This is a genomic window from Streptomyces sp. NPDC029138 (assembly GCF_055564375.1).
This window is the reverse complement of the sequence record NZ_JBVHWM010000002.1, coordinates 143169-167645: the sequence shown is the minus strand read 5'-3', so window position 1 is coordinate 167645 and position 24477 is coordinate 143169. Positions and strand designations below refer to the sequence as shown.

Genomic DNA, 24477 nt, shown 5'->3' with positions numbered 1-24477 from the left:
TCCGACGCTACTTCTGCTTGATCCTGAGGAAGGTGACGGAGTTCGCCGGGAAGGTGTACGTGAACCGGTCGGCGACTCCGGTGAAGGTGGAGGTCCGCGGGGCGACCGCCGTGGACGTCTCGGTGTTCACCGCGTCCGGCGCGGCGGCGAGGGTCGTCACCTTCGCCTTGGACGCCACTTCGGCGCCGCCGAGGTCGACGGCCGTACGGGCGGCGGCGGACTGGGCGTTGACGACCTTGACGATCAGCTCGCCGGTCTTCGCGTCCCGGGTGACGACCTGGCGGAACGGCTCGGCCGGCTTGTCGTCGGTGAAGCTGCCCCACTCCTCGCCGTCGAGGGAGAGGGTGACCTGGCGTCCGCGCACCTTGATGTCGACGTCGTAGGCACGGCCGGTCTCGACCGACCCGGCCTTGGAGATCAGCGTGGACTTGCCGCCGTCCACGGCCTGCTCGACCGCCGACTGGGTGTTGTTCCAGCCGCCGATGTTCCACCAGTAGTAGTTCCCGGTGTCCTTGACGCCGAAGGCGACGAGGAAGCCTTCCTTGCCGGACTTCTTGGTGGCCTTCACATGCAGGTCGTAGTCGTGCCAGGACGGGTCGCCGGCCTGGACCATGGTGTTCTCGGCGGCGTCGTCCGTCTGGACGTACTGGCCGTCCTGGACGGTCCAGCTGCCCGTGCCGGTGTGGGCCCACCGGGAGGCGTCACCGGAGAAGTCGTCGCTGAGCAGCGTGGTGCCGTCGGCGGCGGTGACCCGTACGTCGTCGTAGGCGGCGCTGGTGTTCCAGGTGGACAGGCCGACCGCGCCCGTGACGGGCCCGCTGAGGCTCGGGGTGCCGGTGGCCGTGCTCGGCACCACCCGGTCGCCCACGTTGGTCATGAACAGCTTCTGGACCTCGTAGTTCGCCGAGCCCCAGGAGGCGTGGTTGTTGAACCACACCATGTCCGGGCTCCACTGGACGTAGTCCTCGTTGGCGAACAGCGGGGCGTAGGAGGCGAGCTCGACGACGTCCGCGTTGCGCTCCAGGCCGGTCATGTACGCCGCCTCGGCGAGGCCGTTCTTGAAGGCGTTGCCCTGGGAGGCGTACTCGCCGAGGAAGACCTTCGGGCCCGAGCGGTCGTAGGAGTCGTAGCGGTCGTTGTTCCGGAGGAACCACTGCGGGCTGTTGTAGTAGTGCTCGTCGACCATGTCGACCTTGGCGTCCCGGTTGAGCTTCCAGGCCGTGTCGAAGGTCGAACCGGCGTCGTCCGGCCCGGAGTTGGAGATCACCTTCATGTACGGGTACTTCGCCTGGACGGCCGCGCGGAACTGCTGGAAGCGGGCGAAGAACTCGTTCGGCAGGTTCTCCTCGTTGCCGACCTCGATGTGGGTGAGGCGGAAGGGCTTGGGGTGGCCCATCTCGGCGCGCTTCTTTCCCCAGGTGGAGGTCACCGGGCCGTTGGCGAACTCGATGAGGTCGAGGGTGTCCTGGATGTGCCGCTTCAGCAGGGCGTCGTCGGTGACGGCCTTGTTCTGGCCGCAGCCGGTGACCAGGGCCGGCACGACGGGCAGCGGCATGGCGCCGACGTCCTCGGCGAACCGGAAGTACTCGTAGTAGCCGAGGCCGTAACTCTGGTTGTAGCCCCAGAAGTTGGCGTTGGTGGTGCGCTGCTCGACCGGGCCGATGGTGTCCTTCCACTGGTAGGAGCGCTTGCGCTGCCAGCCGGAGGCCTCGCTGTAGTCCTGCATGGAGCCGGTGTTCACCAGGCAGCCGCCGGGGAAGCGGACGAAGCCCGGGTGCAGGGCGGCGATCTTCTCGGCGAGGTCCCTGCGCAGCCCGTTGGGCTCGTGCCTGTAGGTGTCGCGCGGGAAGAGGGACACCATGTCGAGGGCGGTGCCGGCGTCGGCGGCCACGGTGAGCCGTCCGGTGCCGCTGGTGCGGGTGGCGGTGAAGGCGGCCCGGTACTGGGCCCAGCCGTTCTTCTTCACGGCGATCCGCCGGGCGGTGGCGAGCGTGCCGCCGGCGTCCTGGAGGGTCACGGTGAGCGTGCCGCCGGCCTCGGCACGGGCCCACACCGAGAAGTCGTACGTCTCGCCGTCCCGCACCGCGATGCCGGTGTTGTAGCCGGCGTTGGTGACCGACGAACCGGCGCCCAGGGAGAGGTAGGCGCGGTTGCGGTCGTTCAGGCGGCCGGAGTCGTTCAGGACCTGCGCGGTGCCGGAGACCGTCCAGGCGGTCAGCGGGGTGTACGCCTTGTTGTCGTCGGTGGAGTACTCGAAGGACCGGTTCTGGACGAGTTCTGCGTACAGGCCGCCGTCGGCGGCGCGGTTGATGTCCTCGAAGAAGACGCCGTACATCGTCCTGCCGATCGCCGGCCCGGTGGCGGAGGGGTCGACGGTGATCGAGTAGTCGGTGACGTCCTCGGCGTGGGCGGGGGCGGGGAGGGCGGCTGTGGCGAGCAGGACGGCGCTGGATCCCAGGCCGAGTCTCCAGCGGGCGGTGCGTGACATGGATACTCCGCGGCTCGTTGTTCGAAATATCAGACACTGGTCAGCACTTCGAACGCACGATAGGGAAGGGGCATGAGCGCGTCAATGGGGCGAGGCGGGGCCGCGTAGGCTCCGAGGCATGCGTGAGTTCTGGCCGGTGCCCGACGTGCTGGCCCATCTGGCCGGGCGCTGGCAAGTCGAGCGCGCCGTGCGGGACCTGGCGAGCGGGGACGAAGGGCACTTCACGGGGACGACCGTCTTCAGCGCGCTGGACGGCGGCGGACTGCTGCACGAGGAGTCCGGCACCTTCACCTGGCAGGGGGTGGCGCGGCCCGCCACCCGCATCCTGCGGTTCCTGCCGGGGCCCGGGCCGGGCCGGGCCGACGTGCGGTTCGCGGACGGGCGGCCCTTCCACGAGCTGGACCTGACCACGGGCCGGTACGTCGCCGACCACCCCTGCGCGGCCGACCTCTACCGGGGCGAGTTCACCGTCCGGGACGCCGACCACTGGCGTACGGTGTGGCGGGTCGGCGGACCGGCGAAGGACCTCCTCCTCATCACCGACTATGTGCGCGGCTCTCTGCGCGAGGCGTGAGCCGGGGTCCCGTCGAAGCGGAGGTTCCAGCGGCCGGCGCGCCCCGTGACCGTGGTCGTGGACAGCGGGCGGACGTCGATGTTCCAGTAGGTCGAGGGAGGCGCCTTCAGGGCGTAGACCAGGGCCGCCCGGATCACGGAGGGCTCGGCCACCGCGACGATCCGGCCGCCGTCGTCCGCCGGCCGGGTGTCCAGCCAGCCGCCGACCCGGGAGATGAACGCCAGCAGGGACTCGCCGCCGTGCGGCGTGGACCGCGGGTCGGCGAGCCAGGAGTCCACCGCCTGCGGCTCCCGGGCCATCGCCTCGCCCAGCGTCAGCCCGCGCCAGCGGCCCATGTCGCAGTCCCGCAGCGCGAGCTGGACCAGCGGGGCGTACCCCAGGGCGTCGCCCGTGGCCCGGCTGCGCGGGGTCGGCGAGCAGTAGCGCAGCTCGGCCGCGGCCAGCGGCAGCAGCTCCCCGGCGACGCGCTGCACCTCGTCCCAGCCGCCCTGGTCAAGCGGCCGGTCGTCCTCGAAGCGCTCCGCGAGCAGCGCGGCACCCCGCGCGGCGGCGACGAACGTCACCCTCAGTGGCATGCGGTGATGGTGAGCCCCGGCGAGCGGCAGGTCAAGAGATGTGTGCGGTCAGACGTCGACCGTCTGCCCGAAGGTGTGCACCATGTACAGCTCGGGACGGTCCAGCGGCCGGAAGCCCAGCTTCTCGTAGACCCCGTGCGCGTCCTGCGTCGCCAGCAGCAGCCGGCGCAGGCCGAGCGGCTCCAGATGCGCGCGGATGCGGGCGACGAACGCCGTGCCGACGCCCTTGCCGCGCACCGACGGGTCGACGTACACGTCGGCGAGCCAGGCGAACAGCGCCTCGTCGGTGACCACGCGCGCGTACGCCACCTGCTCCCCCGAGGCCGTGTCGTACGCCCCGAAGTTCAGCGACGACGCCATCGCCCGCTCGTGCTTCTCGCGCGGGCGGCCGATCGCCCAGTACGCGTCGGACGACAGCCAGCCGTGCACGCGGTCCACGTCGACCCGGGCGGAGTCGGCGGAGAACTCGTATCCCTCGGGGAGGTCAGGTGTATCGCTCATGCGGTGATCCTCACAGGCCCGGCTGCTGGGTGACGAGCGGATTTCGCGCGACCTCGTCGTACGCCGCCCGCAGCCGCCGCACCCCCTCCGCGATCTCCCCGGTGCCGGCGACCGCCGCGAAGCTCAGGCGGAGGTGCGCGGCGGGGGGTTCGGCGCTGAAGTAGGGGCGGCCCGGGGTGACGGCGACGCCCGCGCGGAGGGCCGCCGCGGTCAGCGCGGCCTCTGCCCCGGAGCCGACGGTACCGTCGGGCAGCCGCACCCACAGGTGGTAGCCGCCGGACGGGATGTTCGGCAGGGCGAGGTCGGGCAGATGCCGGGCGAGCGCGCTCGTCATGGCGTCGCGGCGGGTCTTCAGCTCGGCCGACAGCGCCCGCAGATGGCGCGGCCAGGCCGGGGAGCCGACGAGTTCCAGGGCGGCCTCCTGGAGCGGCCGGGGGACGAAGAAGCTGTCCACGACCTGGATGGCGCGCAGCCTTTCCAGCACCGGCCCGTGCGCGGCCAGGGCGCTCACCCGGAAGCTGGGCGAGGTGGCCTTGGTCAGCGAGCCGACGTGGACGACCACGCCGTCCGGGTCGTCGGCGGCAAGCGGCCGGGGCAGCGGGCCCGCGTCGGCGTGCACGAGCCTGCGGACGTAGTCGTCCTCGACGACGAACGCGCCGGCCTCGCGGGCGATGCGCAGCACCTCGGTGCGCCGGGCGGGAGCGAGCACGGCGCCGGTCGGGTTCTGGAACAGCGGCTGGCAGACGAGGACGCGGGCGCGGGTGGCGTGGAAGGCGTCCGCGAGCAGGTCCGGGCGCACCCCGTCGGGGTCGACGGGCACCGGGACGGGCCGCAGTCCGGCCGCGCGGGCGAGGGCCAGCATGCCCGGGTAGGTGGGCGACTCGACCAGCACCGGGGCGCCGGGCGGGGCGAGCGCGCGCAGGGCGGTGGCCAGCGCGGCCTGGCCGCCCGCCGCGATCAGCACCTCGGCCGCGGTGACGGCGCCGCCGATCCCGCGCGCGAACCACTCCCGCAGCTCCGGCAGGCCCTCCAGTGGCGGTCTCCCCCAGGCGCCGGGCCGCCGTCCGGCCCGGGCCAGGGCCGCCGCCATGGCGCGCTCCGGCTGGAGGGAGGGGTGCAGATAGCCGCCGCTCAGTTCCAGGACCCCGGGCGGCGGCGCGGCCAGCGAGACCGTGACGCCCGAGGCGTCCACCGTGCGCGGTACGAGGTCGGCGGCGCCGTCGGCGCTCAGCGCGACCTCCTGCCAGGAGGTGTCCCCGGCGGGGGTCTCGGTGCGGTGCGGCCTGGCCCGGAAGGCGCCCGCACCCGGCCGGGTGACCACCAGGCCCTCGGCGGCGAGCTGGGCGAGCGCCCGGGAGACGGTCACCGGGCTCACCCGGAACCGCTCGACCAGCGCCCGGCTCGACGGGAGCTTTCCACCGGGAGAGTAGCGGTCCAGCTCTCTCCGCAGCTGCTCTGCCAGTTCACCGACGCTGCTACGCTGTTGCATGAGAACACAGAGTAGCGCTACTACCGCGAGTCCGATAGCAGTCAGCGCTCCCCGGGAGTCCCGGGGACTCGGTACCGCCCAGGCCGCCCTCGGCGTGGTCGCCTTCTCGCTGACCTTTCCCTCGACCGCCTGGGGCCTGGAGAGCTTCGGCCCGTGGTCGCTGGTGGCGGTGCGCGGTGTCCTCGCCGCCCTCGTCGCCGGATGCTGTCTGCTCGCTCTGCGCGTGCGGCTTCCGGCCCGGCGGCATCTCGCCGGGCTGGCCGTGGTCGCCGCCGGGGTGGTGCTGGGCTTCCCGATGCTGACCACGCTCGCCCTCCAGACGTCCACCACCGCCCACGCGGCCGTCGTGGTGGGCCTGCTGCCGCTGACCACGGCCGTGTTCTCGGCCCTGCGCACCGGCGCCCGGCCCTCCCGCCGGTTCTGGCTGGCGGCCGTGGCGGGCGCGGCGGCCGTGCTCGCCTTCACCGCCGGTCAGAGCGGCGGCGCGCTCACCACGGCCGACGCCTGTCTGTTCGGGGCGCTGCTGGTGTGCGCGGCCGGGTACACCGAGGGCGGCCGGCTGGCCCGGGTCATGCCGGGCTGGCAGGTCATCGGCTGGGCGCTGGTGCTGTGTCTGCCGCTGACCGTGCCTGCCGCGGCGCTGGCGCTGTCGTACGAGCCGGTGCACCTGAACGTGCACGGCGTCGCGGGCCTGGTGTGGGTGGCGATCGGTTCGCAGTTCCTCGGGCTGCTCGTCTGGTACCGGGGGATGGCGGCCATCGGCATCCCCCGGGCCAGCCAGTTGCAGTTGGCTCAGCCCCTGCTCACACTGGTGTGGTCGGCGGTGCTGCTGGGCGAGCACTTCACGGCGGCGGCTCCCCTGACCGCCGTCGCCGTGCTCGTGTGCATCGTCGTCACTCAGCGGTCGTGAGCGTGAGGAGGGCCTGTAGATGCGCGCATCCAAGGGCGACAAGCTGGTCCAGCACGGCAGGGTGGTGGGCCAGCACGACCACGTCTCCGAAGTCGTAGAAGTGCTCGGGCAGGAGGGCAACCCGCCCTACCGCGTCCGTTTCGAGGACGGGCACGAGGCGATCATGTCCCCCGGACCCGACTGCCAGGTCAAGCACAAGGACGAGCAGCAGCAGTAGTCAGCGCGGTGGTTCCGCCGGCCCCGGGTAGTGGTCGGCGACCACCCGCGCCATCGCCCCGATCGGATCGGCCGCCAGGTCCGCCGCGGCGAAGAACACATGCCCGCGCACCTGCGGGTACCGGGCGGCGAGGGTCAGGTGCCGGGACAGCTCGACCGGGTCGCGCCAGGCCGACGGCTGCCCGGCGGCACCCGCCCGGTACAGGGCCTCGCCGATGTACAGGTGCGTCCTGGTGCCCTTGGCGACCTCCGCCCACCAGGCCACCAGCTGGGCGTAGTCGGCGTCGGTGTACCCGATGTGCCAGTAGAGCTGCGGGACGATGTAGTCGATCCAGTGGTTGCGGACCCAGGCGCGGGTGTCCGCGTACAGATCGTCGTACGTCTCCACGCCCGCCCGGGTGTCGGAGCCGCGGGCGTCGGTGGACGCGTTGCGCCACACCCCGAAGGGGCTGACCCCGAACCGGGTCCCGGGCCGGACCCGCTTGATGTCCGCGGCCATCTCCCGCACCAGTGTGTCGATGTTGTCCCGGCGCCAGGCGGCCCGGCCGGAGAAGGCGCCGCCGTGGCGGTCGTACGCCTCGTCGTCGTCGAAGGTCTGCCCCGCGACCGGATAGGGGTAGAAGTAGTCGTCGAAGTGGACGGCGTCGACCGGGTACCGGGCGACCGCGTCGAGCATCGCCTGCCGCACGAAGGCGCGGACCTGGGGCAGGCCGGGGTTGTAGTAGAGCCGGCCGCCGTACGGCACCACCCAGTCCGGGTGCCTGCGCGCCGGGTGCGAGGCGGCCAGCCGGCCGGGGTCGGTGTGCTGGGCGATCCGGTACGGGTTGAACCAGGCGTGCAGCTCCAGGCCCCGGGCGTGGGCCTCCTCGACGGCCGTGCCGAGCGGGTCCCAGCCCGGGTGCCTGCCCTGGGTGCCGGTGAGGTACTCGGACCAGGGCTCGTACGGCGACGGCCACAGCGCGTCGGCCGTGGGCCGGACCTGGAGGATCACCGTGTTGAGCCGGTCGCGGACCGCCCGGTCGAGGTGGGCGATCAGCTCCTTGCGTTGCGCGCTCGCGCTCAGGCCGGTCCGCGAGGGCCAGTCCCGGTTGACGACGGTCGCGATCCAGACGCCCCGCATCCCGGCGGCCGCGCGCGCGGTGCGGTCGGCGCGGTCCGGGGCCGGGCCGGCCTGGCCCGGTGGCGGGGGGGGGGGGGGGGGGGGGGGGGGGAGAGGGGAGGGGAGGGAGGGGGGGGGGGGGGGGGGGGGGGGGGGGGGGGGGGGGGGGGGGGGGGGGGGTGGGGGGGGGGTGGGTGGGGGGGGAGGGCTGTTCTGCCCCGTTTCGGGTTCTCCCTCCTCCCCCCCCCCCCCCCCCCCCGCCGTCGCCAGCGTGGACAGCGCGGCCAGTGCGAAGGTCCGCCGCGACATGCGCCCCATCGGCACACCCCCATACGCTCCGGATCCGCTCCGTCACGGATCGTTCCGCGCTTCAGGATGCCCCACCCCGGCGATCGATCATCGATACTTGGCGGTAACGTGCACGATCGGAGCAGGCGCCGAACCCGGAGGTCTGCCGAGCGAGCCGGAGAACTCAGCGAAGGGAACGATGTGACCGACATCGAGCGCGTCGGAGTCGTGGGCTGCGGCCAGATGGGCGCGGGCATCGCCGAGGTGTGCGCCCGCGCGGGACTGGACGTGAAGGTCGCCGAGACCACCGGCGAGGCCCTGGAGATCGGCCGTACCCGGCTGTTCCAGTCCCTGGCCAAGGCCGCCGAGCGCGGCAAGATCAGCGAGGAGGAGCGGGACGCCACGCAGGCGCGGCTGAGCTTCACCACCGACCTCGGCGAGTTCGCCGACCGTGACCTGGTGATCGAGGCCGTCGTCGAGAACGAGCAGGTGAAGACCGAGATCTTCCAGGTGCTCGACCAGGTGGTGACCCGGCCGGACGCGATCCTGGCCTCCAACACCTCCTCGATCCCGCTGGTGAAGCTGGCGGTCGCCACCTCCCGCCCGGACCACGTCGTCGGCGTCCACTTCTTCAACCCGGCCCCGGTGCAGAAGCTGGTCGAGCTGATCCCGGCGCTCACCACCTCCGAGGGCACGCTCAGCCGCGCCCAGGTCTTCGCCGAGAAGGTGCTCGGCAAGCACGCCATCCGGGCCCAGGACCGCTCCGGCTTCGTGGTGAACGCGCTGCTCGTGCCGTACCTGCTGTCCGCGATCCGGATGTTCGAGTCGGGCATCGCGAGCCGCGAGGACATCGACAACGGCATGGAGATGGGCTGTGCCCACCCGATGGGCCCGCTGAAGCTGTCCGACCTGATCGGCCTGGACACCATCGTCTCCATCGCCAACTCGATGTACACCGAGTACAAGGAGCCGCTGTACGCCGCTCCCCCGCTGCTCCAGCGCATGGTGGAGGCGGGCCGGCTCGGCCGGAAGACCGGCTCCGGCTTCTACACCTACGGCTGATTACGAAGAGCGACGCCTACGGGCCCGGCACCGGAGTTCGGTGCCGGGCCCATCTGTTTCACACACCGTGTGCGCGCCGGGCACGCATATGCCCTGCGCACACGCTCCCCACGCGCCCACCAGGAGAGTTGACTCTGCATGCGCATGCAAGGGATGCGGAACCACCCATTTCGACTACCGAAAGGAGCGGACCCGTGACCGTCGATCCGGAGCATCCCGTGGTCCATGGAGAACTCGCAGAGTTACGACGCCGCCTCGACGTGGCCTACGCCCGTGTCGAGGGAGGACTGGCGCTGCTGCGTCACCGTACCGAGGAGACCGCCAAGGAGCTGGACGAGCTGAACACCCGGATGGCCTCGCTGGAACACGCACGCTGGCCGCTGCCCTCGCTCGCCGCGCTGACCGCGCTCGGTGCGCTCGTGGTGACGATCTGGCAGGCGCTGGCGGCCCACTGACCGCCGGCTCTCTAGCCTTCGGCGAGCCTGAGGTGGTGCAGCAGGAGTAACGCGGCCGCCATGTTGGCGGCCGGGACCTCCCCACGGGCGATCAGGTCGGGGACGAGTTTGAGGGGAACCCATTCCCGCCGGTCCGACTCGAAGTCGTCCACGGGGTGCCCGACGTACTCGCCCCGGTCGGACCAGTAGACGTGGTGCCGGGCGTCGGTGAGGCCGTTGGACGGCTCCACGCTCATCAGGTGGTGCAGGCGCCCCGGCCGCCAGCCGGTCTCCTCCTCCAGCTCCCTGGCCGCCGCACTCGCGATGTCCTCGCCGTCCTCGACGACGCCCGCGGCCAGCTCCCAGCCCCAGCTGTCGGTGATGAAGCGGTGCCGCCACAGCAGCAGCACCTCGTTCGCCTCGTTGACCACCGTGGCAACGGCCACGGGCCGCAGCCGGATCAGGAAGTGGTCGAGGTGCCGGCCGTCCGGCAGCTCGACATCCGCGAGATTGACGCTGAACCAGCGGTTTTCATACACAGTTTGTTCGCTCTGTTTCGTCCACTGCACGGTTCTGCCACCTTCCGCCGAGTAAGTGGCAATATCGCAGCAGGGACGGTGCACCTACAGTGGGCCTACAGCGGTACGCGCAGTGCCCCGTCGATGAGTTCGGCGGCTTCGGCGGTGCCGGCCGAGCCGCAGCGCACCAGATGCTCGCGTACCGCGCGCAGTCTGTCGCGCAGCCGCTGGGACTCCATTCCCCGTGCCTGCTCCGCCATCTGCACGGCGGTGACCACGGCCTTGTCGGCGTTGCCCTGGCGCAGTTCGATGGTGCTGAGCATGGCCAGCCGGTGCACCCGCCCGCGGTCGTGGGCCGGGTTGTCGACGGCCGCCGCCGCGTGCTCCCGGGCGGCGGCGAGTTCCCCGAGGCTCAGCAGCGCCTCGGCCACCTGCACATTGACCAGCCCCGGCTGCACGTACCCGGTCTCGTCGGGCTCGTAGCCCCGCCGGATGCGCTCGGCCGCCGTCTCCGCCCGCCGGATGCACGACAGCGCGCTGCCGCTGTCCCCGAGGTGCGCGTACGCCTTGGCCTGCATCGCGTACAGGTCGGAGGCGAGCGCCGGGGTGATGTGCCGGCCGGCGGCGCGCAGCGCGGCCTCGGCGAAGGCGACGGCCTGCCGGTACTCCCGCATGAACAGCGACTGGTTGACCAGCAGCGCGATGACGTACGCTCCGAGTCCCCGGTCCCCGCTGGCCTTTGCCAGCCGCAGCGCCTGGTGGAAGTAGCGCTGGGCGAGCCCGTGCGCGTCGGAGTCGTAGGCGCAGATGCCCGCGATCGCCACCAACCCGCCCGTCGCGCGGTGCAGTTGACGGCCGGTGGCGTCGGTGTAGCTGCCGCGCAGCAGCGGGGCGGCCTCGGCGTTGAGGAACCCGACGATCCGCGTCCGGGTCGCGACACCGCCCGCCTTCCGGTACATCTGCTCGTAGTGCGTCCGGGCGGCGCGCAGCATCTCGATGTCGGCCGTGGTGACCCGGTGGCGGCCGCCCCGGGAGACGTCGACGTCCTCGGGCGGGTTCTCCCACTCCCACACCGGCATCACGGCCGGGGTCCCGGTGACGGCCGGGGCGCCCAGCACATGGGGCCGCTGCTGTTCGTCCGAGCGCCACAGGGCGGTGGCCCGCTCCACGAAGCCGCCCAGCGAACCGGCGTGCGGGGTGCTGGGCTCGCCGGGCACGCCGAGCCCGATGTCGTCGAGCGTGACGGGCCGTTGCAGCCGTGCCGCGAGCACCTCGCAGATCAGGTCCGGCACCTGGCCGCGGGGCCGCTGGCCCTTCAACCAGCGTGCCACGGCGGTGTGTTCGTACCGCAGCGCGAGACCGCGGGCACGGCCCGCCTGGTTGACGTGGGCGGCGAGGCCGGCGTGCGAGATCCCCGCCTCGTCCAGGATGGCGTCGAGCAGAGTGTTGGGCTGCATGGGATGCCCCCCGAGTGACCTGGTGCGGTCAGCGTAGTGGTTCCGCGTTCACACGGGGTGTGAACGGAGTGCCCGTATCCGTGGCGTACGCGCGCTGTTGCGGAGCGTGTCGATCCGGTTGACTGAGATGCCTCGCAAGAGGCCGGCCGAGCCGCCGGCTCCCCCTCGAACGACGGCGGCTCGGCCGGGGCCACGGGTGCGGCTAGCGGTGCGTTGTCGGCTGCGGGTGCGTTGTGGCCGGTCGCGCCCGTGCGGCGGAGCCGCCGATGTCACCGCCCCGCGCCCCTGGGCAGGACGGTTTGCTCCTTGTCCGACCGTTCCGCAGGACCAGGACCGCCACGTCGTCCGTCGGTCTGCCGGCCGTGTGGTGCAGGAGGGCCCTGAAGACTGTGCGCAGCACCGTCTGCGGCGACACGGACTGGTCGCCTACGGCGGCGCGCAACGCCGCTGGCAGTGAGAAGAACCGGCCGTGAGCGTCCCGTGCGTCCTCCGCCCCGTCCGTGAAGAGGACCAGCGACTCCTCCGGACGCAGTCGGCCGCAGGACAGCACCTCCAGCTCCGTCGGCAGGGGAAACGGTCCCAGCGGCGGAAGGGGGTCCTCGCAGGTCAGCTGCTCGACCCTCGGACCCCTCACCACGTACGGCCACGGATGGCCGCAGTTGAGGAGGCGCAGTTCGCCGTCCCTGCCGATCTCCAGGAGGAGAACGGTGACGAACTCCTCGGCGACCGGGTGGTCGAGGTCGACGGGGCCGTGCGCGGGATGTTCGGCGCGGGCGCGTTCGCGCAGGTGGCGGGCGAGGGCGCGGTCCAGTCTGCGCAGGACCCGGCCGAGTTCGGGCTCGTCGTGGGCGGCCTCGCGGAAGCTGCCGAGGAGGGCGGCGACGGTGCCGAGGGCGGCCAGACCGTGCCCCCGTACGTCGCCCATCACCACCCGGACCCCGTGTTCGGTGGCGACGGCCTCGTACAGATCGCCGCCGACGCTCGCACCCCGGTCGGCGGAGAGCCGGGCGGCGGCGACGTCGATGCCGTCCAGTCGTGGCGGCAGCGGACGCAGGACGACGTTCTGCGCGGCGTTCGCCGCCCGCCGGGCGAGCCGCAGCTCCCGCAGCAGGGAGCGGCGGACATGGACTATGAGGCCGGTGCCGACGGCGACGAACACGGCACTGGTGACGATGCGGGCCCCGAGCCCGTTCTGCTGGGCGAGCGGGCAGCCGAACTTGTAGCCGACCGCGACGGCTCCCCAGACCGTGGGCAGTACGGCTGCCCGCCCGGTGGGTGCCCGTGCCTTGATGCGGATCATGCCTCTGGTCCCCCATATGGGCCCTGACAGAGGAATCGGACCGACCCCGAAAGGCCGGTCCGATTCTGTCGACGGCATGACCCGGGCGGGGAGGATCACCCTCACTTCCCACCCGAATGAGTGAGAGACCCGGAGTCAACATGCATTTATGCAGGCGACAGGGGGTCAGGCGCCCCTGAGGGGCCGCGGGGAACCGCGCGACCGGCCGCCGAAGACCCGCGGCCGGCCACGCACAGGAACCCCAACGGCGACTAGCCCCTCAGCACCGCACCCGTGCGCTCGCCCGCGAGGGCGACCGCCGCGTCCCGCGCGGCCGAGGCCTCGTCCACGGTCAGCGTGCGATCGGCGGCCCGGAACCGGAGCGCGTAGGCGAGCGACTTCCGGCCCTCCCCCAACTGCTCGGCGTTCTCGTACACGTCGAACAGCCGGATGGACTCCAGCAGTTCGCCCGCACCCTCACGCAGCGCCGCCTCGACCTCCACGGCAGGCACCGGCTTGTCGACGACGAGGGCGACATCCTGCGTGGCGACCGGGAACGTGGAGATGCCCGGTGCCTGCGGGACACCGTCGCCCACCGCCTCCACGGCGTCCAGGTTCAGCTCCATCGCGCACGTGCGCTCGGGCAGACCCAGGGCCTTGAGGACCCGCGGGTGCAGTTCTCCCGCGTGGCCCACGACCTGCTCCGTGCCGTCGGCGACGACCACCAGCTCGGCGCACCGGCCGGGGTGCCACGGACCGTACTGGCCCTTGCGGACGATCAGTTCGGCACCGGCTTCCCGGGCGACCGCACGCCCCGCCTCGACCGCGTCGGCCCAGTCGGCCGGGCGGCCCCTGCCCCACCAGCCCGCCTGCTCCCGGGCACCGGCGAGGACGACGGCCACGTGCCGGGGCTGCTCGGGCAGCGCGGCGTTCAGCGCGGCGATCTCCTCGTCGGTGGGACGCCGGTCGACGGGCAGATGCGTGGCGGCCCGCTGCTCCTCGCGCGGCAGGAAGACCAGCCCGGTCTCGAACAGGGCGAGGTCGTGCGAGCCCCGGCCGTCGTTGCGCCGCAGGGCGCCGAGGAGGCCCGGCAGCAGCGTCGTACGCAGCGCGGGCTCCTCGTCGTTGAGCGGGTTGACCAGCTTCACGACGCGGCGGGCCGGGTCGTCGGCCTCCAGGCCGAGCTGGTCGAAGACCTGCTCGCTGACGAACGGGTAGTTCGGCGCCTCGACGTAGCCCGCGCCGGCCAGCGCCCGGCCGACCCGGCGGTGCAGCCGCTGGCGGTGGGTCAGGCCGCGGCCCGAGGGCAGCTTGGGCAACGTGGAGGGCAGGTTCTCGTAGCCCTCCAGGCGGATGACCTCTTCGGCCAGGTCGTTCGGGTCGACCAGGTCGGGGCGCCAGGACGGGACGGTGACGAGCAGCTCGTCCTGCCCGTACACGTCGCAGCCGACCTGCTGGAGACGGCGTACGACCGTCTCCCGGCCGTAGTCGACGCCCGCGACCGTGTCGGGGTGGCCGGCCGGGAGGGTGATGGTGTGCGGGGCCGAGGGCGCGATGATCTCGGTGACGCCGGCCTCCGCCGTGCCGCCCGCGAGGAGGACCAGCAGGTCCACCGTGCGCTGCGCGGCGGCAGCGGCGGCCTGCGGGTCGACGCCCCGCTCGAAGCGGCGGGACGCCTCGGACAGCAGCTTGTGGCGGCGGGCGGTACGGGCGACGGAGACGGCGTCGAAGTGGGCGGCCTCGATGACGACGTCGGTCGTGCCGTTGACACCGTCCTCGGTGACCTCGTGGTCGGCGATCTCGGTGTTGGCGCCGCCCATCACGCCGGCGAGGCCGATGGGGCCGCGCTCGTCGGTGATGACCAGGTCCTCGGCGTGCAGCTTGCGCTCGACGCCGTCGAGGGTGACGAGCTTCTCGCCCTCCTGCGCGCGGCGCACGCCGATCGTGCCCTGGACCAGGGACCGGTCGTAGGCGTGCAGCGGCTGGCCCAGCTCCATCATCACGTAGTTCGTGACGTCGACGGCGAGCGAGATCGGGCGCATGCCGACCTTCTGGAGCCGGCGCTGGAGCCAGATCGGGGAGCGCGCCTCGGGGCGCAGGCCGGTGACCGTGCGCGCGGTGAAGCGGTCGCAGCCGAACGGGTCGGAGACCTGGACCGGGTAGCCGTAGGCGTTCGGCGCGGGGACGTCGATCAGGGCCGGGTCGCGCAGCGGCAGGCCGTAGGCGATGGCGGTCTCGCGGGCGACACCGCGGATGGACAGGCAGTCGCCGCGGTTGGCGGTGACGGCGATGTCCAGGACCTCGTCGACCAGCTCCAGCAGCTCGATGGCGTCCTTGCCGACCTCGGTCTCCGGCGGCAGCACGATGATGCCGTGGGTGCCGTCGTCGCCCATGCCCAGCTCGTCGCTGGAGCAGATCATGCCGTGGGACGTCCTGCCGTAGGTCTTGCGGGCCGAGATCGAGAAGCCGCCGGGCAGCGTGGCGCCGGGCAGGACCACGACGACCTTGTCGCCGACGGAGAAGTTGCGGGCGCCGCAGACGATCTCCTGGGGCTCACCGGTGCCGTTGGCCTGGCCGACGTCGACGGTGCAGAAGCGGATCGGCTTCTTGAAGCCCTCCAGCTCCTCGATGGTCAGCACCTGTCCGACGACCAGGGGGCCCTTGAGGTCGGCGCCGAGCTGCTCGACCCTCTCGACCTCCAGGCCGGCCGAAATGAGCTTGGCCTGGACGTCGCGCCCGGTCTGAGTCGCCGGCAGGTCGACGTACTCCCGCAGCCAAGAAAGCGGGACCCGCATCAGATCTCCATCCCGAACGGCCGGGTGAACCGGACGTCACCCTCGACCATGTCTCGCATGTCTTCGACGTTGTGGCGGAACATCAGCATCCGCTCGATGCCGAACCCGAAGGCGAAGCCGCTGTACTTCTCCGGGTCGACGCCGCAGGCGGTGAGCACCCGCGGGTTGACCATGCCGCAGCCGCCCAGCTCGATCCAGCCCTCGCTGGAGCAGGTGCGGCAGGGCCGGTCGGGGTTGCCGACGGACTCGCCCTTGCAGACGTAGCAGAGCATGTCCATCTCGGCGCTCGGCTCGGTGAAGGGGAAGAAGTTCGGCCGCAGCCGGGTCTTCATGCCCTCGCCGAACAGCGACTGGACCATGTGGTCCAGGGTGCCCTTGAGGTCGGCCATGGTCAGGCCCTCGTCCACCGCGAGCAGCTCCACCTGGTGGAAGACGGGCGTGTGCGTGGCGTCCAGCTCGTCCGTGCGGTACACGCGGCCCGGGCAGATCACGTAGACCGGCAGCTCACGGTCGAGCAGCGAGCGGATCTGCACCGGCGAGGTGTGGGTGCGCAGCACGACACCGGACTCGGCGCCGCCGTCAGGCGCCCGCACGAAGAAGGTGTCGGCCTCGCCGCGGGCCGGGTGGTCCGGGCCGATGTTGAGGGCGTCGAAGTTGAACCACTCCGCCTCGACCTGCGGACCCTCGGCGACCTCGTAGCCCATGGCCACGAAGATGTCCTCGATGCGGTCCGAGAGCGTGGTCAGGGGGTGGCGGGCGCCCGACGGGACGCGGTCGTACGGCAGCGTGACGTCGACGTCCTCCTCGACCAGCACGCGGGCGTCCCGCTCGGCCTCCAGCTCGGTCTGGCGAGCGGCGAGGGCCTTGTTGACGGCGCCACGGGCCATGCCGACGCGCTTGCCGGCCTCCGCCTTGGCGTGCGGGGGCAGGGCGCCGATCTCGCGGTTGGCGAGGGCCAGCGGGGAGGCGGGGCCGGTGTGGGCGACCTTGGCCTCGTGGAGCGCGTCGAGGGAGTCCGCGGCGGCGAAGGCGGCGAGCGCCTCGTCCCGCATGCGCTCGATCTCTTCCGGTTTCAACGCCTCGACCTCGACAGGGTCGTACGACTTATTGGGTGCCGACATCTCTTCCCGTGCTTCCGATTCGCTGGCGGATGGTCCCCGTGACCGACTTTGCGTACTGCGCTGGCCGTGTGAAGGACACAAAGGTGCCAAAGGCCGAGTCTAACGGGGCGGAGGTGTGCGAAGAGCCCGTGGGGCGCTAGGCGAGATACGCCGGGGCCGCCACGGGCAAGGTAAATCGGAACTCGGCGCCGCCGCTCGCGGCCCGGCCGACCGTGATCGTGCCGCCGTGGGCCTCCACGATGCCCTTGACGATGTACAGCCCGAGGCCCGTGCCGCCGCGCTTGCTGCCCCGCCAGAAACGGGTGAAGACGCGGTTCATGGACTCCTCCGGGATGCCGGGCCCCTCGTCGCTCACCGTGACCGACGTGCCGGTTTCCTCGCCCTCGCGCGGGGACGGCGTGGGCGTGACGTCAATGGTGACGGTTCCCTCGCCGTGCCGCACGGCATTTTCGATGAGGTTGCTGAGCACCTGGTCGATCTTGTCGGGGTCGGCCCACAGGGCGGGCAGCGGCTGTTCGATGCGGAGCAGGAAGCGGTCGGCGGGCTGGCCCGCGGCGACGTAGGCCTGGATGTGCCGGGAGACGGCGGCGCCGATGTCGACGGGCTGGCGGCGCACCTCCAGGCGCCCGGAGTCGATCCGGGAGATGTCCAGCAGCTCGGCGATGAGGCGGGTGACGCGGTCGGCGTCGGCGTCGACGGTCTCCAGCATGAGCCGCTTCTGGTCGTCGGTGAAGCGTTCCCACTTGGCGAGCAGGGTGGCGGTGAAGCCCTTCACGGAGGTCAGCGGGGAGCGCAGCTCGTGGGCGACGGTGGCGATCAGCTCGGCGTGGCTGCGCTCGGTGCGGCGGCGGGCCTCGGTGTCCCGCAGGGAGACGACCACGCTCCGCACCGGCCCCAGCGGCTCTTCGCGCACATAGCGGGCGGAGACGAGGACCTCCCGGCCGCCGGGCAGCAGCAGGTTGCGCTCCGGCTGCCGGACCCGGATGGCGAGCCCGCCGTAGGGGTCGGTGAGCTGCCACCAGCGGCGCCCCTCCAGATCCTCCAGGGGCAGCGCCTTCTCCAGGGACTGCCCGAGGGCATCGGCCGGCCGTACCGCGGTGATCCGCGCGGCGGCGGCGTTGAAGCAGGTCACGCGGCCGTGCTCGTCGGCGACGACGAGGCCGTCGGGCAACTGGTCGGGATCGACGCCGGAGCCGGCGCACCGGGGCGCGGGCGCGCGTCGCGCGTCCCGTCCCTCCGGCGCGGTGCTCGTGCCGGCCACACTCATCCCCGTACCCCACCTCTCAGACGGCGCAGGGCCCCGCGCTGGTCACCCTACTAGCTCTCGGTGACGGAGCGGCACCCTCCGGAGGCGCGCTGTGCACGGGCCGACGCGTAGAGACATACGGCGGCGGCGGTGGCGAGGTTCAGGCTCTCGGCCTTCCCGTGGATGGGGACGCGTACGACGGCGTCAGCGAGGGCGCGGGTCTCCTCGGGCAGCCCCCAGGCCTCGTTCCCGAACACCCAGGCGGTGGGCCCGCCCATGGTGCCCTTGTCCAGCTCCTCGTCCAGGTCACGGTCGCCGGCCCCGTCGGCGGCGAGGATCCGCACCCCGGCCTCCTTCAGTCCGGCCACGGCCCGCTCGACGGGGACGCCGACGGCGACGGGCAAATGGAAGTGCGAGCCGACGGAGGCCCGGACCGCCTTGGGGTTGTACAGGTCCACGGAGGCGTCGGTGAGCACCACGGCCTCGGCACCGGCGGCGTCGGCGCAGCGCAGCACGGTGCCGGCGTTGCCGGGGTCCCGCACATGGGCGAGGACGGCGACGAGCTTGGGCCGGGCGGCGAGGATGTCCTCGAACGGGGTGTCCAGGAACCGGCAGACGCCGACCAGGCCCTGCGGGGTGACGGTGGTGGAGATGTCGGCGACGACCTCTTCGGAGGCGAGGTGGACGCGGGCACCGACGTCGCGGGCGGCGCCGACGATGTCGGCGTACCGCTCCGCGGCCTCGACGGTCGCGAACAGCTCGACGAGGGTCGCCTGCCCCCCGGCCCGGTGCCCGGCGGCCTCCCTGACGGCCTGCGGTCCCTCCGCGAGAAACAGCCGGTCCTTCCCCCGGAAGTTCCGCTTGGCCAGCCGCCGGGCGGCGCTCACGCGGGCGGACCGGGGGGAGATCAGCTCGGGGCTGACGGGGGCCATGCTCTTCTTCGCTTTCAGGAGAGTCTTCTTGTCTCGGCACCAGTGGGTGCGGCGCCCCGAAGGGGCGCGGGGGACTGCGCGATCAGCCACGACGCACCGCAGCCGAAAACGGGCGCGAAGTCCCCCAACAACAGGACCCGCAAGCCATACAGCCTGCGGGTCCTACAGTGAGTGTCGGCCTAGAGCCGGCGCGGCGTCACGCGGCCTTGGGGGCGTTCACGTCCGACGGCAGCGCCTTCTGCGCGACCTCGACGAGCGCCGCGAAGGCGTTCGCGTCGTTCACGGCCAGCTCGGCCAGGATCTTGCGGTCGACCTCGACGTTCGCGGCCTTCAGACCCTGGATGAAGCGGTTGTAGGTGATGCCGTTGGCGCGGGCAGCGGCGTTGATGCGCTGGATCCACAGCTGACGGAAGTCGCCCTTGCGCTTCTTGCGGTCGTTGTAGTTGTAGACCAGCGAGTGGGTGACCTGCTCCTTGGCCTTGCGGTACAGGCGTGAACGCTGACCGCGGTAGCCGGAGGCCTGCTCGAGGATCGCCCGGCGCTTCTTGTGGGCGTTGACTGCCCGCTTGACGCGTGCCACTTGTTAACTCCTTGTAGCGGGGTCGTGGTGGTACTCACACGACCCGGAATCGATTCGGTCCCGGTCCCGACGCACGGCGCTCAAGGCGCCGCCGCGTCACTTGCCGAGAAGCTTCTTGATCTTCGCGGCGTCGCCCGGGGCCATCTCGGCGTTGCCGGTGAGGCGACGCGTGACGCGGGACGACTTGTGCTCGAGCAGGTGGCGCTTGCCGGCGCGCTCACGGAGCACCTTGCCGGAGCCGGTGACCTTGAAGCGCTTGCTGGCACCGCTGTGCGACTTGTTCTTCGGCATAGCGCCGTTATCTCCTCGTCGGTGGCGCTCCGGTGCCCGGTCGTGAAACCGGGCACGGTGGAGCGTCGCTCTCTTCTTTCGGTTACATCCTCGGGGACGTACGGGGACGTACATCCCCCGGGATCACGCCTCGGCAGGCTCCTCGGACGGCGCCTCAGCCTCGGCAGGGTTCTGCGACTTACCGGGGTTCGCCTTCGCTTCGGCCTTGCGGGCCTCCTGCGCCTGGCGGGCCTCGGCCATCGCCTCGGTCTTCTTCTTGTGCGGACCGAGGACCATGATCATGTTTCGGCCGTCCTGCTTCGGGTTCGACTCCACGAAACCGAGGTCCTGGACGTCCTCCGCGAGCCGCTGAAGCAGTCGATAGCCCAGCTCGGGGCGGGACTGCTCGCGACCACGGAACATGATCGTGATCTTGACCTTGTCGCCCTGCTTGAGGAACCGGACGACGTGACCCTTCTTGGTGTCATAGTCGTGCGGGTCGATCTTCGGCCGGAGCTTCATCTCCTTGATGACCGTGTGCGCCTGGTTCTTGCGCGCCTCACGGGCCTTCATGGCCGACTCGTACTTGAACTTCCCGTAGTCCATGAGCTTGCACACGGGCGGACGGGCGTTCGCCGCGACCTCGACCAGGTCCAGGTCGTACTCCTGCGCAAGCTCCAGTGCCTTCGCGAGCGGCACGATGCCGACCTGCTCGCCACTGGGACCGACAAGTCGCACCTCGGGAACGCGAATCCGGTCGTTGATGCGGGGCTCGGCGCTGATGGATCCTCCTCGGTAGCACCACACGGCGGTCTGGCGGACAGCCGCGTAACGTCTCTTTTCGTTAGACCTAACCGCGCCGAAGCACAAAAAATGCCCCGGACGATCACAGGCGGGGCTCCAAGCACAACCGGAGCACCGCCGCGATGCCGCGGGGCGCGCTTTCGGGCGACTCCATCGTCCGTACGGAACGATGGTGGCCGCCTGACCGGATGACCCGCCGTCCCGGAGGGCGGTCAGGTGGGAGATCGGAGCCTCCACTTGTGGGCCGGACACATTCATGTCCAGCCGGTCGTCCTCCAGATTAGCAGGATCGCTTGACAAGGGCGAATTGAGGGGCGCCGGGTGCGACCACCTATGGTGTGGGGCATGAGTGACACCCCTGCTGAGTCCTCCGAGGCTCCCGACTTCGAGGCGATGACCCGGGACATCGCCGAGGTCCCCGCCGTCGAGGTGATCGTGACGGTCGCCGTCAACCTGATGAGCGCCGCCGCCGTGAAGCTCGGACTGAGCGAGGAGGGCGAGAAGTACAAGGACCTGGACGAGGCCCGCAAGCTGATCACCGCCCTCGCCGGTCTGCTGGACGCGGGCGCGACCGAGATCAGCTCCTTCCACGCGGCCCCGCTGCGCGACGGCCTGAAGTCGCTCCAGCTGGCGTTCCGCGAGGCGTCGATCGTCCCGGACGAGCCGGGGCAGGGGCCGGGCGAGAAGTACACCGGCCCCCTCTACAGCTGACCTGTTCCTTCAGCTGACCTGTTCCTTCGTGTACAGGGGCTCGCCCGGAGGCGTGGTCCCGGCCGGCAGCAGTGCCAGGTCGAGGCCGCGCACCAGGCGGGCCCGCAGTGTTTCGTCGGCCGCGAGCCGCTCGGCGACCGCGCGGGCGGCCTCGGCGGGCGGCGCGGCCGGGTCCAGCACGAGGGCGAGGGTGCCGTCGGCCTGCCCGGGGCCGAGGTGGGCGCGCTGCACGGCGGGCTCCGCCGCCACCGCCGCACGGACGGCCCCCACCACGGCGGGGTCGGCGAGCGGGTCGATGCTGGTGCGGCCCTCGGCGAGGGCGAGCAGCGCCGGGCCGGTCAGCTCGAACGGCACCGGTCCGGCGAGGTCGAGCACGACCGTGTCGGCCTTCTCGTGCGCGGCGGCCTGGAGCGCCTGGTGCAGGGGGACGGCGACCGGGCGGGCCGCGGGGTCCCAGCGGGCGAGGGAGTCGATGGAGGTGAAGGCGGGCAGCGCGGTCCGGCCGCCGGCCTTCAGCGTGGGTACGGCCATGTCGCTGGTCTTCTCGCGGCGCAGCCCGTTCTCGTCCTCTTCCACCTCGCCGAGCACGGCGACGACCGGGACCAGCAGACGGGCGCCCCTGAGCGCCTCCAGGACGGGCCCGAGGGCGCTGCGGTCGTCGGCCCAGGCGGCGAGCGCGGCGCTCAGCCGGGGGTCGGCGGAGCCGTCGTCGTCGGAGAAGCCGGGGTCGGGAATGTTCTTGTTCGCCACGGTCCCCGACCCTATAGGGGGGAAGCTGCTGGGCCTGTACGGGGCCGGAAACCCCGGCGTCACCGCCTTCACAGGAATCTCAGCTTTCCCTGACCCGGCTCTAACGCCCGTCCAACGCGGCGCACAGTCGGCGCCCCGAGCATCGCGGGCATGGAGTCCTCCAGAGCCCGCCGTCGCCGCCGCGCGCGCCCGCCCCGGCGCCGCACGCTCCTGTGCGCCGCGCTCGCCGTCGTCGCCGTGGGCGGGGTCACGGCCGGCGGCGCGGTGTTTGTGAAGGGCCGGACGCGCTCCGGGGCCGTGGCCGTGTCGTCGGCGGCGCCCTCGGTCACCGCCTCGGCCGGGGCGGGAGAGGAGGCATCCGTGACGGAGCCCGCGACGGTGGACCGGAAAGCGGCTCTGAGCGCGGCGATGGCGACGGTCGAGGTGCCGCCGGGCGCACGGGTGTCGGCGGCGGTGCTGGCGCCGGAGTCCGGACAGAGCGCCGTGTACGGCGACGCGGCCTTCGACACGGCGAGCGTCGTCAAGGTCGACATCCTGGCCGCGCTGCTGCTCCAGGTGCAGGACACGGGCCGGCGGCTGACGGCTCAGGAGCGGGCGTACGCCACGAAGATGATCGAGAACAGCGACAACGCGTCCGCGACGGCACTGTGGCACACGATCGGGCGGGCGGCCGGGCTGGACGCGGCGAACGAGCGCTTCGGGCTGACGGAGACCTCCGGCGGGGACGGTGAGCTGTGGGGGCTGACCCAGACCACCGCGGCGGACCAACTGCTCCTGCTCCAGCAGGTGTTCGGACAGGAATCGAAGCTGAGCGCGGCCTCGCGGACGTATCTCCAGGGGCTGATGAAGTCCGTCGAGTCCGATCAGCAGTGGGGGGTGTCGGCCGCCGCCGAGGGCAACTCCTGGGCGCTGAAGAACGGATGGCTGGCGCGCAGCACGACGGGGCTGTGGGACGTCAACAGCATCGGCCGGGTGACGGTGGACGGGACCGACTATCTGGTGGCGGTGCTGTCGAACGGCACGGCGAGCCAGGCACAGGGCATCTCCCTGGTGGAGGCGGCGGCGAAGGCGGCGGTGTCGGCGTTCGGCCACGCTGATCCGACGGGGCCGCAAGTGCCTTAGGCTGCGGGGGACTTGACGATGACCAGGCCGGAGCATGGGGTCCTCTTCGCCGATGTCCCGGGTCCGGCCACGGAAGGAGTGCTGTGCCTCCCGTACGCCTCACTCGCCGTTCCCTCATGGCCGGTGGCCTCGGAGCCGTCGCCGCCGCCGTTCCGCTGCCGACGGCCGCGCAGGCCGCGACGGCGACCGCTCTCCGGCTGGCCGGGCCGACCGGGCCAGCGCCGGTGGGCGCGGTGGAACTGCACCTGGTCGACGGGGCGCGGACCGATCCGTGGTCGGGACGGCCGCGTGAGCTGATGGCGACGGTCACCTATCCGGCCGTGGACGTCCGGGACCGCCCGCTGCTGCCGTGGCTGCCGCCGGGTGCCGAACGGGCGCTGAAGGCAGCGTACGGCGGTCTGCTGGACGCCTACGTGCTCCCGTCGACGCACGGCGTCGACCGCGCTCCGGCCCGGCCGGGCCGCCGGCCGGTGCTCCTGTACTCCCCGGGCGCGGCCGAGGACCGCACGTTCAACACCCTGGTGGTCGAGGAACTGGTGTCGTGGGGCTATGCCGTGGTCACGGTCGACCACCCCTACGACTCGGGCGAGGTGGAGTTCCCCGACGGCCGTGTGGTGCTCTCCCGTGGCGCCGAGGGCGAGGACGCCGTCGCCGCCGCGGTCGCGGTGCGCGCCGCCGACCTGCGGTTCGTGCTCGACTCCCTGGCCGTCCTGGACCGGGGCGGCAACCCGGACGCCGAGCGGCGCCGGCTCCCGCGCGGGCTGCGCGGCGCCCTGGACCTCACCCGCGTGGGGGTCTTCGGCCACTCCCGGGGCGGTGCCGCGGCGGCGGCCGTCATGGACCTGGACGAGCGGGTGCGGGCCGGTGCCGACCTGGACGGCACGGTGTCCGGGCCGGTGGTCGGGCGCGGCCTGGACCGGCCGTTCCTGCTGATGGACACGGCGGTGCACGACGGCCTGAACAAGGACCCGCACTGGCCCGAGTTCTGGCGGAACCTGCGCGGCTGGCGCCGCTGTCTGCGGCTCGCGGACGCCGGGCACCACTCCTTCACCGACCTCGTCGCCCTCGCCCCGCAGCTCCCGCCCGGGCTGCCGTTGCAGGTCGGCACGATCCCCGCCGACCGGGCGGTGGCGGCCGTACGGGCCACGGTGCGGGCCTTCTTCGACCTCCAGCTGCGCGGTCGTCCCGACACCGGGCGGCTGCTGTGGGGGGCCGCGCCGCGCTACCCGGAGATCGGGTACATCGCCGGATAGCGG

The 24477-nt window shown here is 72.3% G+C and carries 24 protein-coding genes; 8 read left to right on the top strand and 16 right to left on the bottom strand.

All coding sequences use genetic code 11. From position 1 onward, the window contains the following. Positions 1-7: 7 nt before the first annotated feature. Complete coding sequence (locus tag ACZ4WH_RS02960) at positions 8-2488, bottom strand: alpha-L-arabinofuranosidase C-terminal domain-containing protein (protein WP_468175978.1); 2481 nt, start codon at positions 2486-2488, stop codon at positions 8-10. 118 nt (positions 2489-2606) lie between these two features. Here ACZ4WH_RS02960 and ACZ4WH_RS02955 point away from each other — a divergent pair, with 118 nt between their 5' ends. After that, entirely contained in the window at positions 2607-3062 is a 456-nt protein-coding gene (locus ACZ4WH_RS02955; protein ID WP_468175976.1) for a DUF6314 family protein, read from the top strand. On the opposite strand, the gene ACZ4WH_RS02950 is transcribed toward ACZ4WH_RS02955, so the two are convergent. From ACZ4WH_RS02950 to ACZ4WH_RS02940, 3 genes are read right to left on the bottom strand one after another with little or no spacing between them, the layout of a single operon-like run. After that, entirely contained in the window at positions 3032-3637 is a 606-nt protein-coding gene (locus ACZ4WH_RS02950) for a histidine phosphatase family protein (RefSeq protein WP_468175974.1), read from the bottom strand. The genes ACZ4WH_RS02955 and ACZ4WH_RS02950 overlap by 31 nt on opposite strands. Before the next feature lie 48 nt (positions 3638-3685). Next, a complete protein-coding gene (locus ACZ4WH_RS02945) occupies positions 3686-4138 on the bottom strand; it encodes a GNAT family N-acetyltransferase (RefSeq protein WP_468175972.1) in 453 nt (150 codons plus the stop codon). Positions 4139-4148: 10 nt separating this feature from the next. Continuing rightward, positions 4149-5627, bottom strand: coding sequence for an aminotransferase-like domain-containing protein (locus ACZ4WH_RS02940; protein ID WP_468175969.1), 1479 nt, complete (start codon positions 5625-5627; stop codon positions 4149-4151). On the opposite strand from ACZ4WH_RS02940, the gene ACZ4WH_RS02935 reads away from it, so the two are divergent. Further along, positions 5626-6537 carry a DMT family transporter gene (locus tag ACZ4WH_RS02935; RefSeq protein WP_468175966.1) on the top strand — a complete coding sequence of 304 codons (912 nt, stop codon included), beginning with the start codon at positions 5626-5628 and terminating at the stop codon, positions 6535-6537. The two genes, ACZ4WH_RS02940 and ACZ4WH_RS02935, sit on opposite strands and share 2 nt — an antisense overlap. A gap of 19 nt (positions 6538-6556) precedes the next feature. After that, on the top strand, positions 6557-6754 hold the full coding sequence (locus ACZ4WH_RS02930; RefSeq protein WP_103812437.1) for a DUF1918 domain-containing protein: 198 nt from the start codon (positions 6557-6559) through the stop codon (positions 6752-6754). Here ACZ4WH_RS02930 and ACZ4WH_RS02925 read toward each other — a convergent pair whose 3' ends face one another. After that, on the bottom strand, positions 6755-8176 hold the full coding sequence (locus tag ACZ4WH_RS02925; protein ID WP_468175962.1) for a glycoside hydrolase family 10-like protein: 1422 nt from the start codon (positions 8174-8176) through the stop codon (positions 6755-6757). 165 nt (positions 8177-8341) lie between these two features. Here ACZ4WH_RS02925 and ACZ4WH_RS02920 point away from each other — a divergent pair, with 165 nt between their 5' ends. Continuing rightward, the gene (locus tag ACZ4WH_RS02920) at positions 8342-9202 is read left to right on the top strand and encodes a 3-hydroxybutyryl-CoA dehydrogenase (RefSeq protein WP_468175959.1); all 861 of its coding nucleotides are present in this window, start codon (positions 8342-8344) and stop codon (positions 9200-9202) included. Positions 9203-9396: 194 nt separating this feature from the next. Next, positions 9397-9657, top strand: coding sequence for a hypothetical protein (locus ACZ4WH_RS02915; RefSeq protein WP_468175956.1), 261 nt, complete (start codon positions 9397-9399; stop codon positions 9655-9657). 11 nt (positions 9658-9668) lie between these two features. On the opposite strand, the gene ACZ4WH_RS02910 is transcribed toward ACZ4WH_RS02915, so the two are convergent. The 10 genes from ACZ4WH_RS02910 to infC all read right to left on the bottom strand — a co-directional run bounded on the left by ACZ4WH_RS02910 (position 9669) and on the right by infC (position 20641). Beyond that, positions 9669-10205 carry an NUDIX hydrolase gene (locus ACZ4WH_RS02910; RefSeq protein ID WP_468175953.1) on the bottom strand — a complete coding sequence of 179 codons (537 nt, stop codon included), beginning with the start codon at positions 10203-10205 and terminating at the stop codon, positions 9669-9671. A 65-nt stretch (positions 10206-10270) separates the two neighbouring features. After that, entirely contained in the window at positions 10271-11611 is a 1341-nt protein-coding gene (locus ACZ4WH_RS02905; RefSeq protein WP_468175950.1) for a transcriptional regulator, read from the bottom strand. Between the two features lie 202 nt (positions 11612-11813). After that, the gene (locus ACZ4WH_RS02900; protein WP_468175948.1) at positions 11814-12911 is read right to left on the bottom strand and encodes a PP2C family protein-serine/threonine phosphatase; all 1098 of its coding nucleotides are present in this window, start codon (positions 12909-12911) and stop codon (positions 11814-11816) included. Between the two features lie 251 nt (positions 12912-13162). Beyond that, entirely contained in the window at positions 13163-15685 is a 2523-nt protein-coding gene (pheT, locus tag ACZ4WH_RS02895; protein WP_468175945.1) for a phenylalanine--tRNA ligase subunit beta, read from the bottom strand. Beyond that, the gene (pheS, locus tag ACZ4WH_RS02890) at positions 15685-16806 is read right to left on the bottom strand and encodes a phenylalanine--tRNA ligase subunit alpha (protein ID WP_468175942.1); all 1122 of its coding nucleotides are present in this window, start codon (positions 16804-16806) and stop codon (positions 15685-15687) included. The genes pheT and pheS overlap by 1 nt, the downstream gene beginning before the upstream one ends. A 136-nt stretch (positions 16807-16942) precedes the next feature. Next, a complete protein-coding gene (locus tag ACZ4WH_RS02885; RefSeq protein WP_468175939.1) occupies positions 16943-18073 on the bottom strand; it encodes a sensor histidine kinase in 1131 nt (376 codons plus the stop codon). A gap of 50 nt (positions 18074-18123) precedes the next feature. Next, a complete protein-coding gene (locus tag ACZ4WH_RS02880) occupies positions 18124-18984 on the bottom strand; it encodes a TrmH family RNA methyltransferase (protein ID WP_468175936.1) in 861 nt (286 codons plus the stop codon). A gap of 196 nt (positions 18985-19180) precedes the next feature. Beyond that, positions 19181-19564 carry a 50S ribosomal protein L20 gene (gene rplT, locus ACZ4WH_RS02875; protein WP_006141703.1) on the bottom strand — a complete coding sequence of 128 codons (384 nt, stop codon included), beginning with the start codon at positions 19562-19564 and terminating at the stop codon, positions 19181-19183. A 96-nt stretch (positions 19565-19660) separates the two neighbouring features. Then, entirely contained in the window at positions 19661-19855 is a 195-nt protein-coding gene (gene rpmI, locus ACZ4WH_RS02870; protein ID WP_004933563.1) for a 50S ribosomal protein L35, read from the bottom strand. Positions 19856-19978: 123 nt separating this feature from the next. Continuing rightward, the gene (infC, locus tag ACZ4WH_RS02865) at positions 19979-20641 is read right to left on the bottom strand and encodes a translation initiation factor IF-3 (RefSeq protein WP_030654735.1); all 663 of its coding nucleotides are present in this window, start codon (positions 20639-20641) and stop codon (positions 19979-19981) included. Positions 20642-20983: 342 nt separating this feature from the next. Between infC and ACZ4WH_RS02860 the strand changes: the two genes are divergently transcribed. Continuing rightward, positions 20984-21349: a DUF1844 domain-containing protein gene (locus ACZ4WH_RS02860; RefSeq protein ID WP_468175933.1), complete on the top strand. Its 366-nt coding sequence runs from the start codon at positions 20984-20986 to the stop codon at positions 21347-21349. Positions 21350-21358: 9 nt separating this feature from the next. On the opposite strand, the gene ACZ4WH_RS02855 is transcribed toward ACZ4WH_RS02860, so the two are convergent. Further along, positions 21359-22099 (bottom strand): SseB family protein, encoded by a 741-nt coding sequence (locus tag ACZ4WH_RS02855; RefSeq protein ID WP_468175930.1) that lies wholly within the window; start codon positions 22097-22099, stop codon positions 21359-21361. A gap of 150 nt (positions 22100-22249) precedes the next feature. Between ACZ4WH_RS02855 and ACZ4WH_RS02850 the strand changes: the two genes are divergently transcribed. Further along, on the top strand, positions 22250-23221 hold the full coding sequence (locus ACZ4WH_RS02850; RefSeq protein ID WP_468175927.1) for a serine hydrolase: 972 nt from the start codon (positions 22250-22252) through the stop codon (positions 23219-23221). 116 nt (positions 23222-23337) lie between these two features. After that, positions 23338-24474, top strand: a complete 1137-nt coding sequence (locus ACZ4WH_RS02845; RefSeq protein ID WP_468175924.1) for an alpha/beta hydrolase family protein — start codon at positions 23338-23340, stop codon at positions 24472-24474. Positions 24475-24477: the final 3 nt, after the last annotated feature.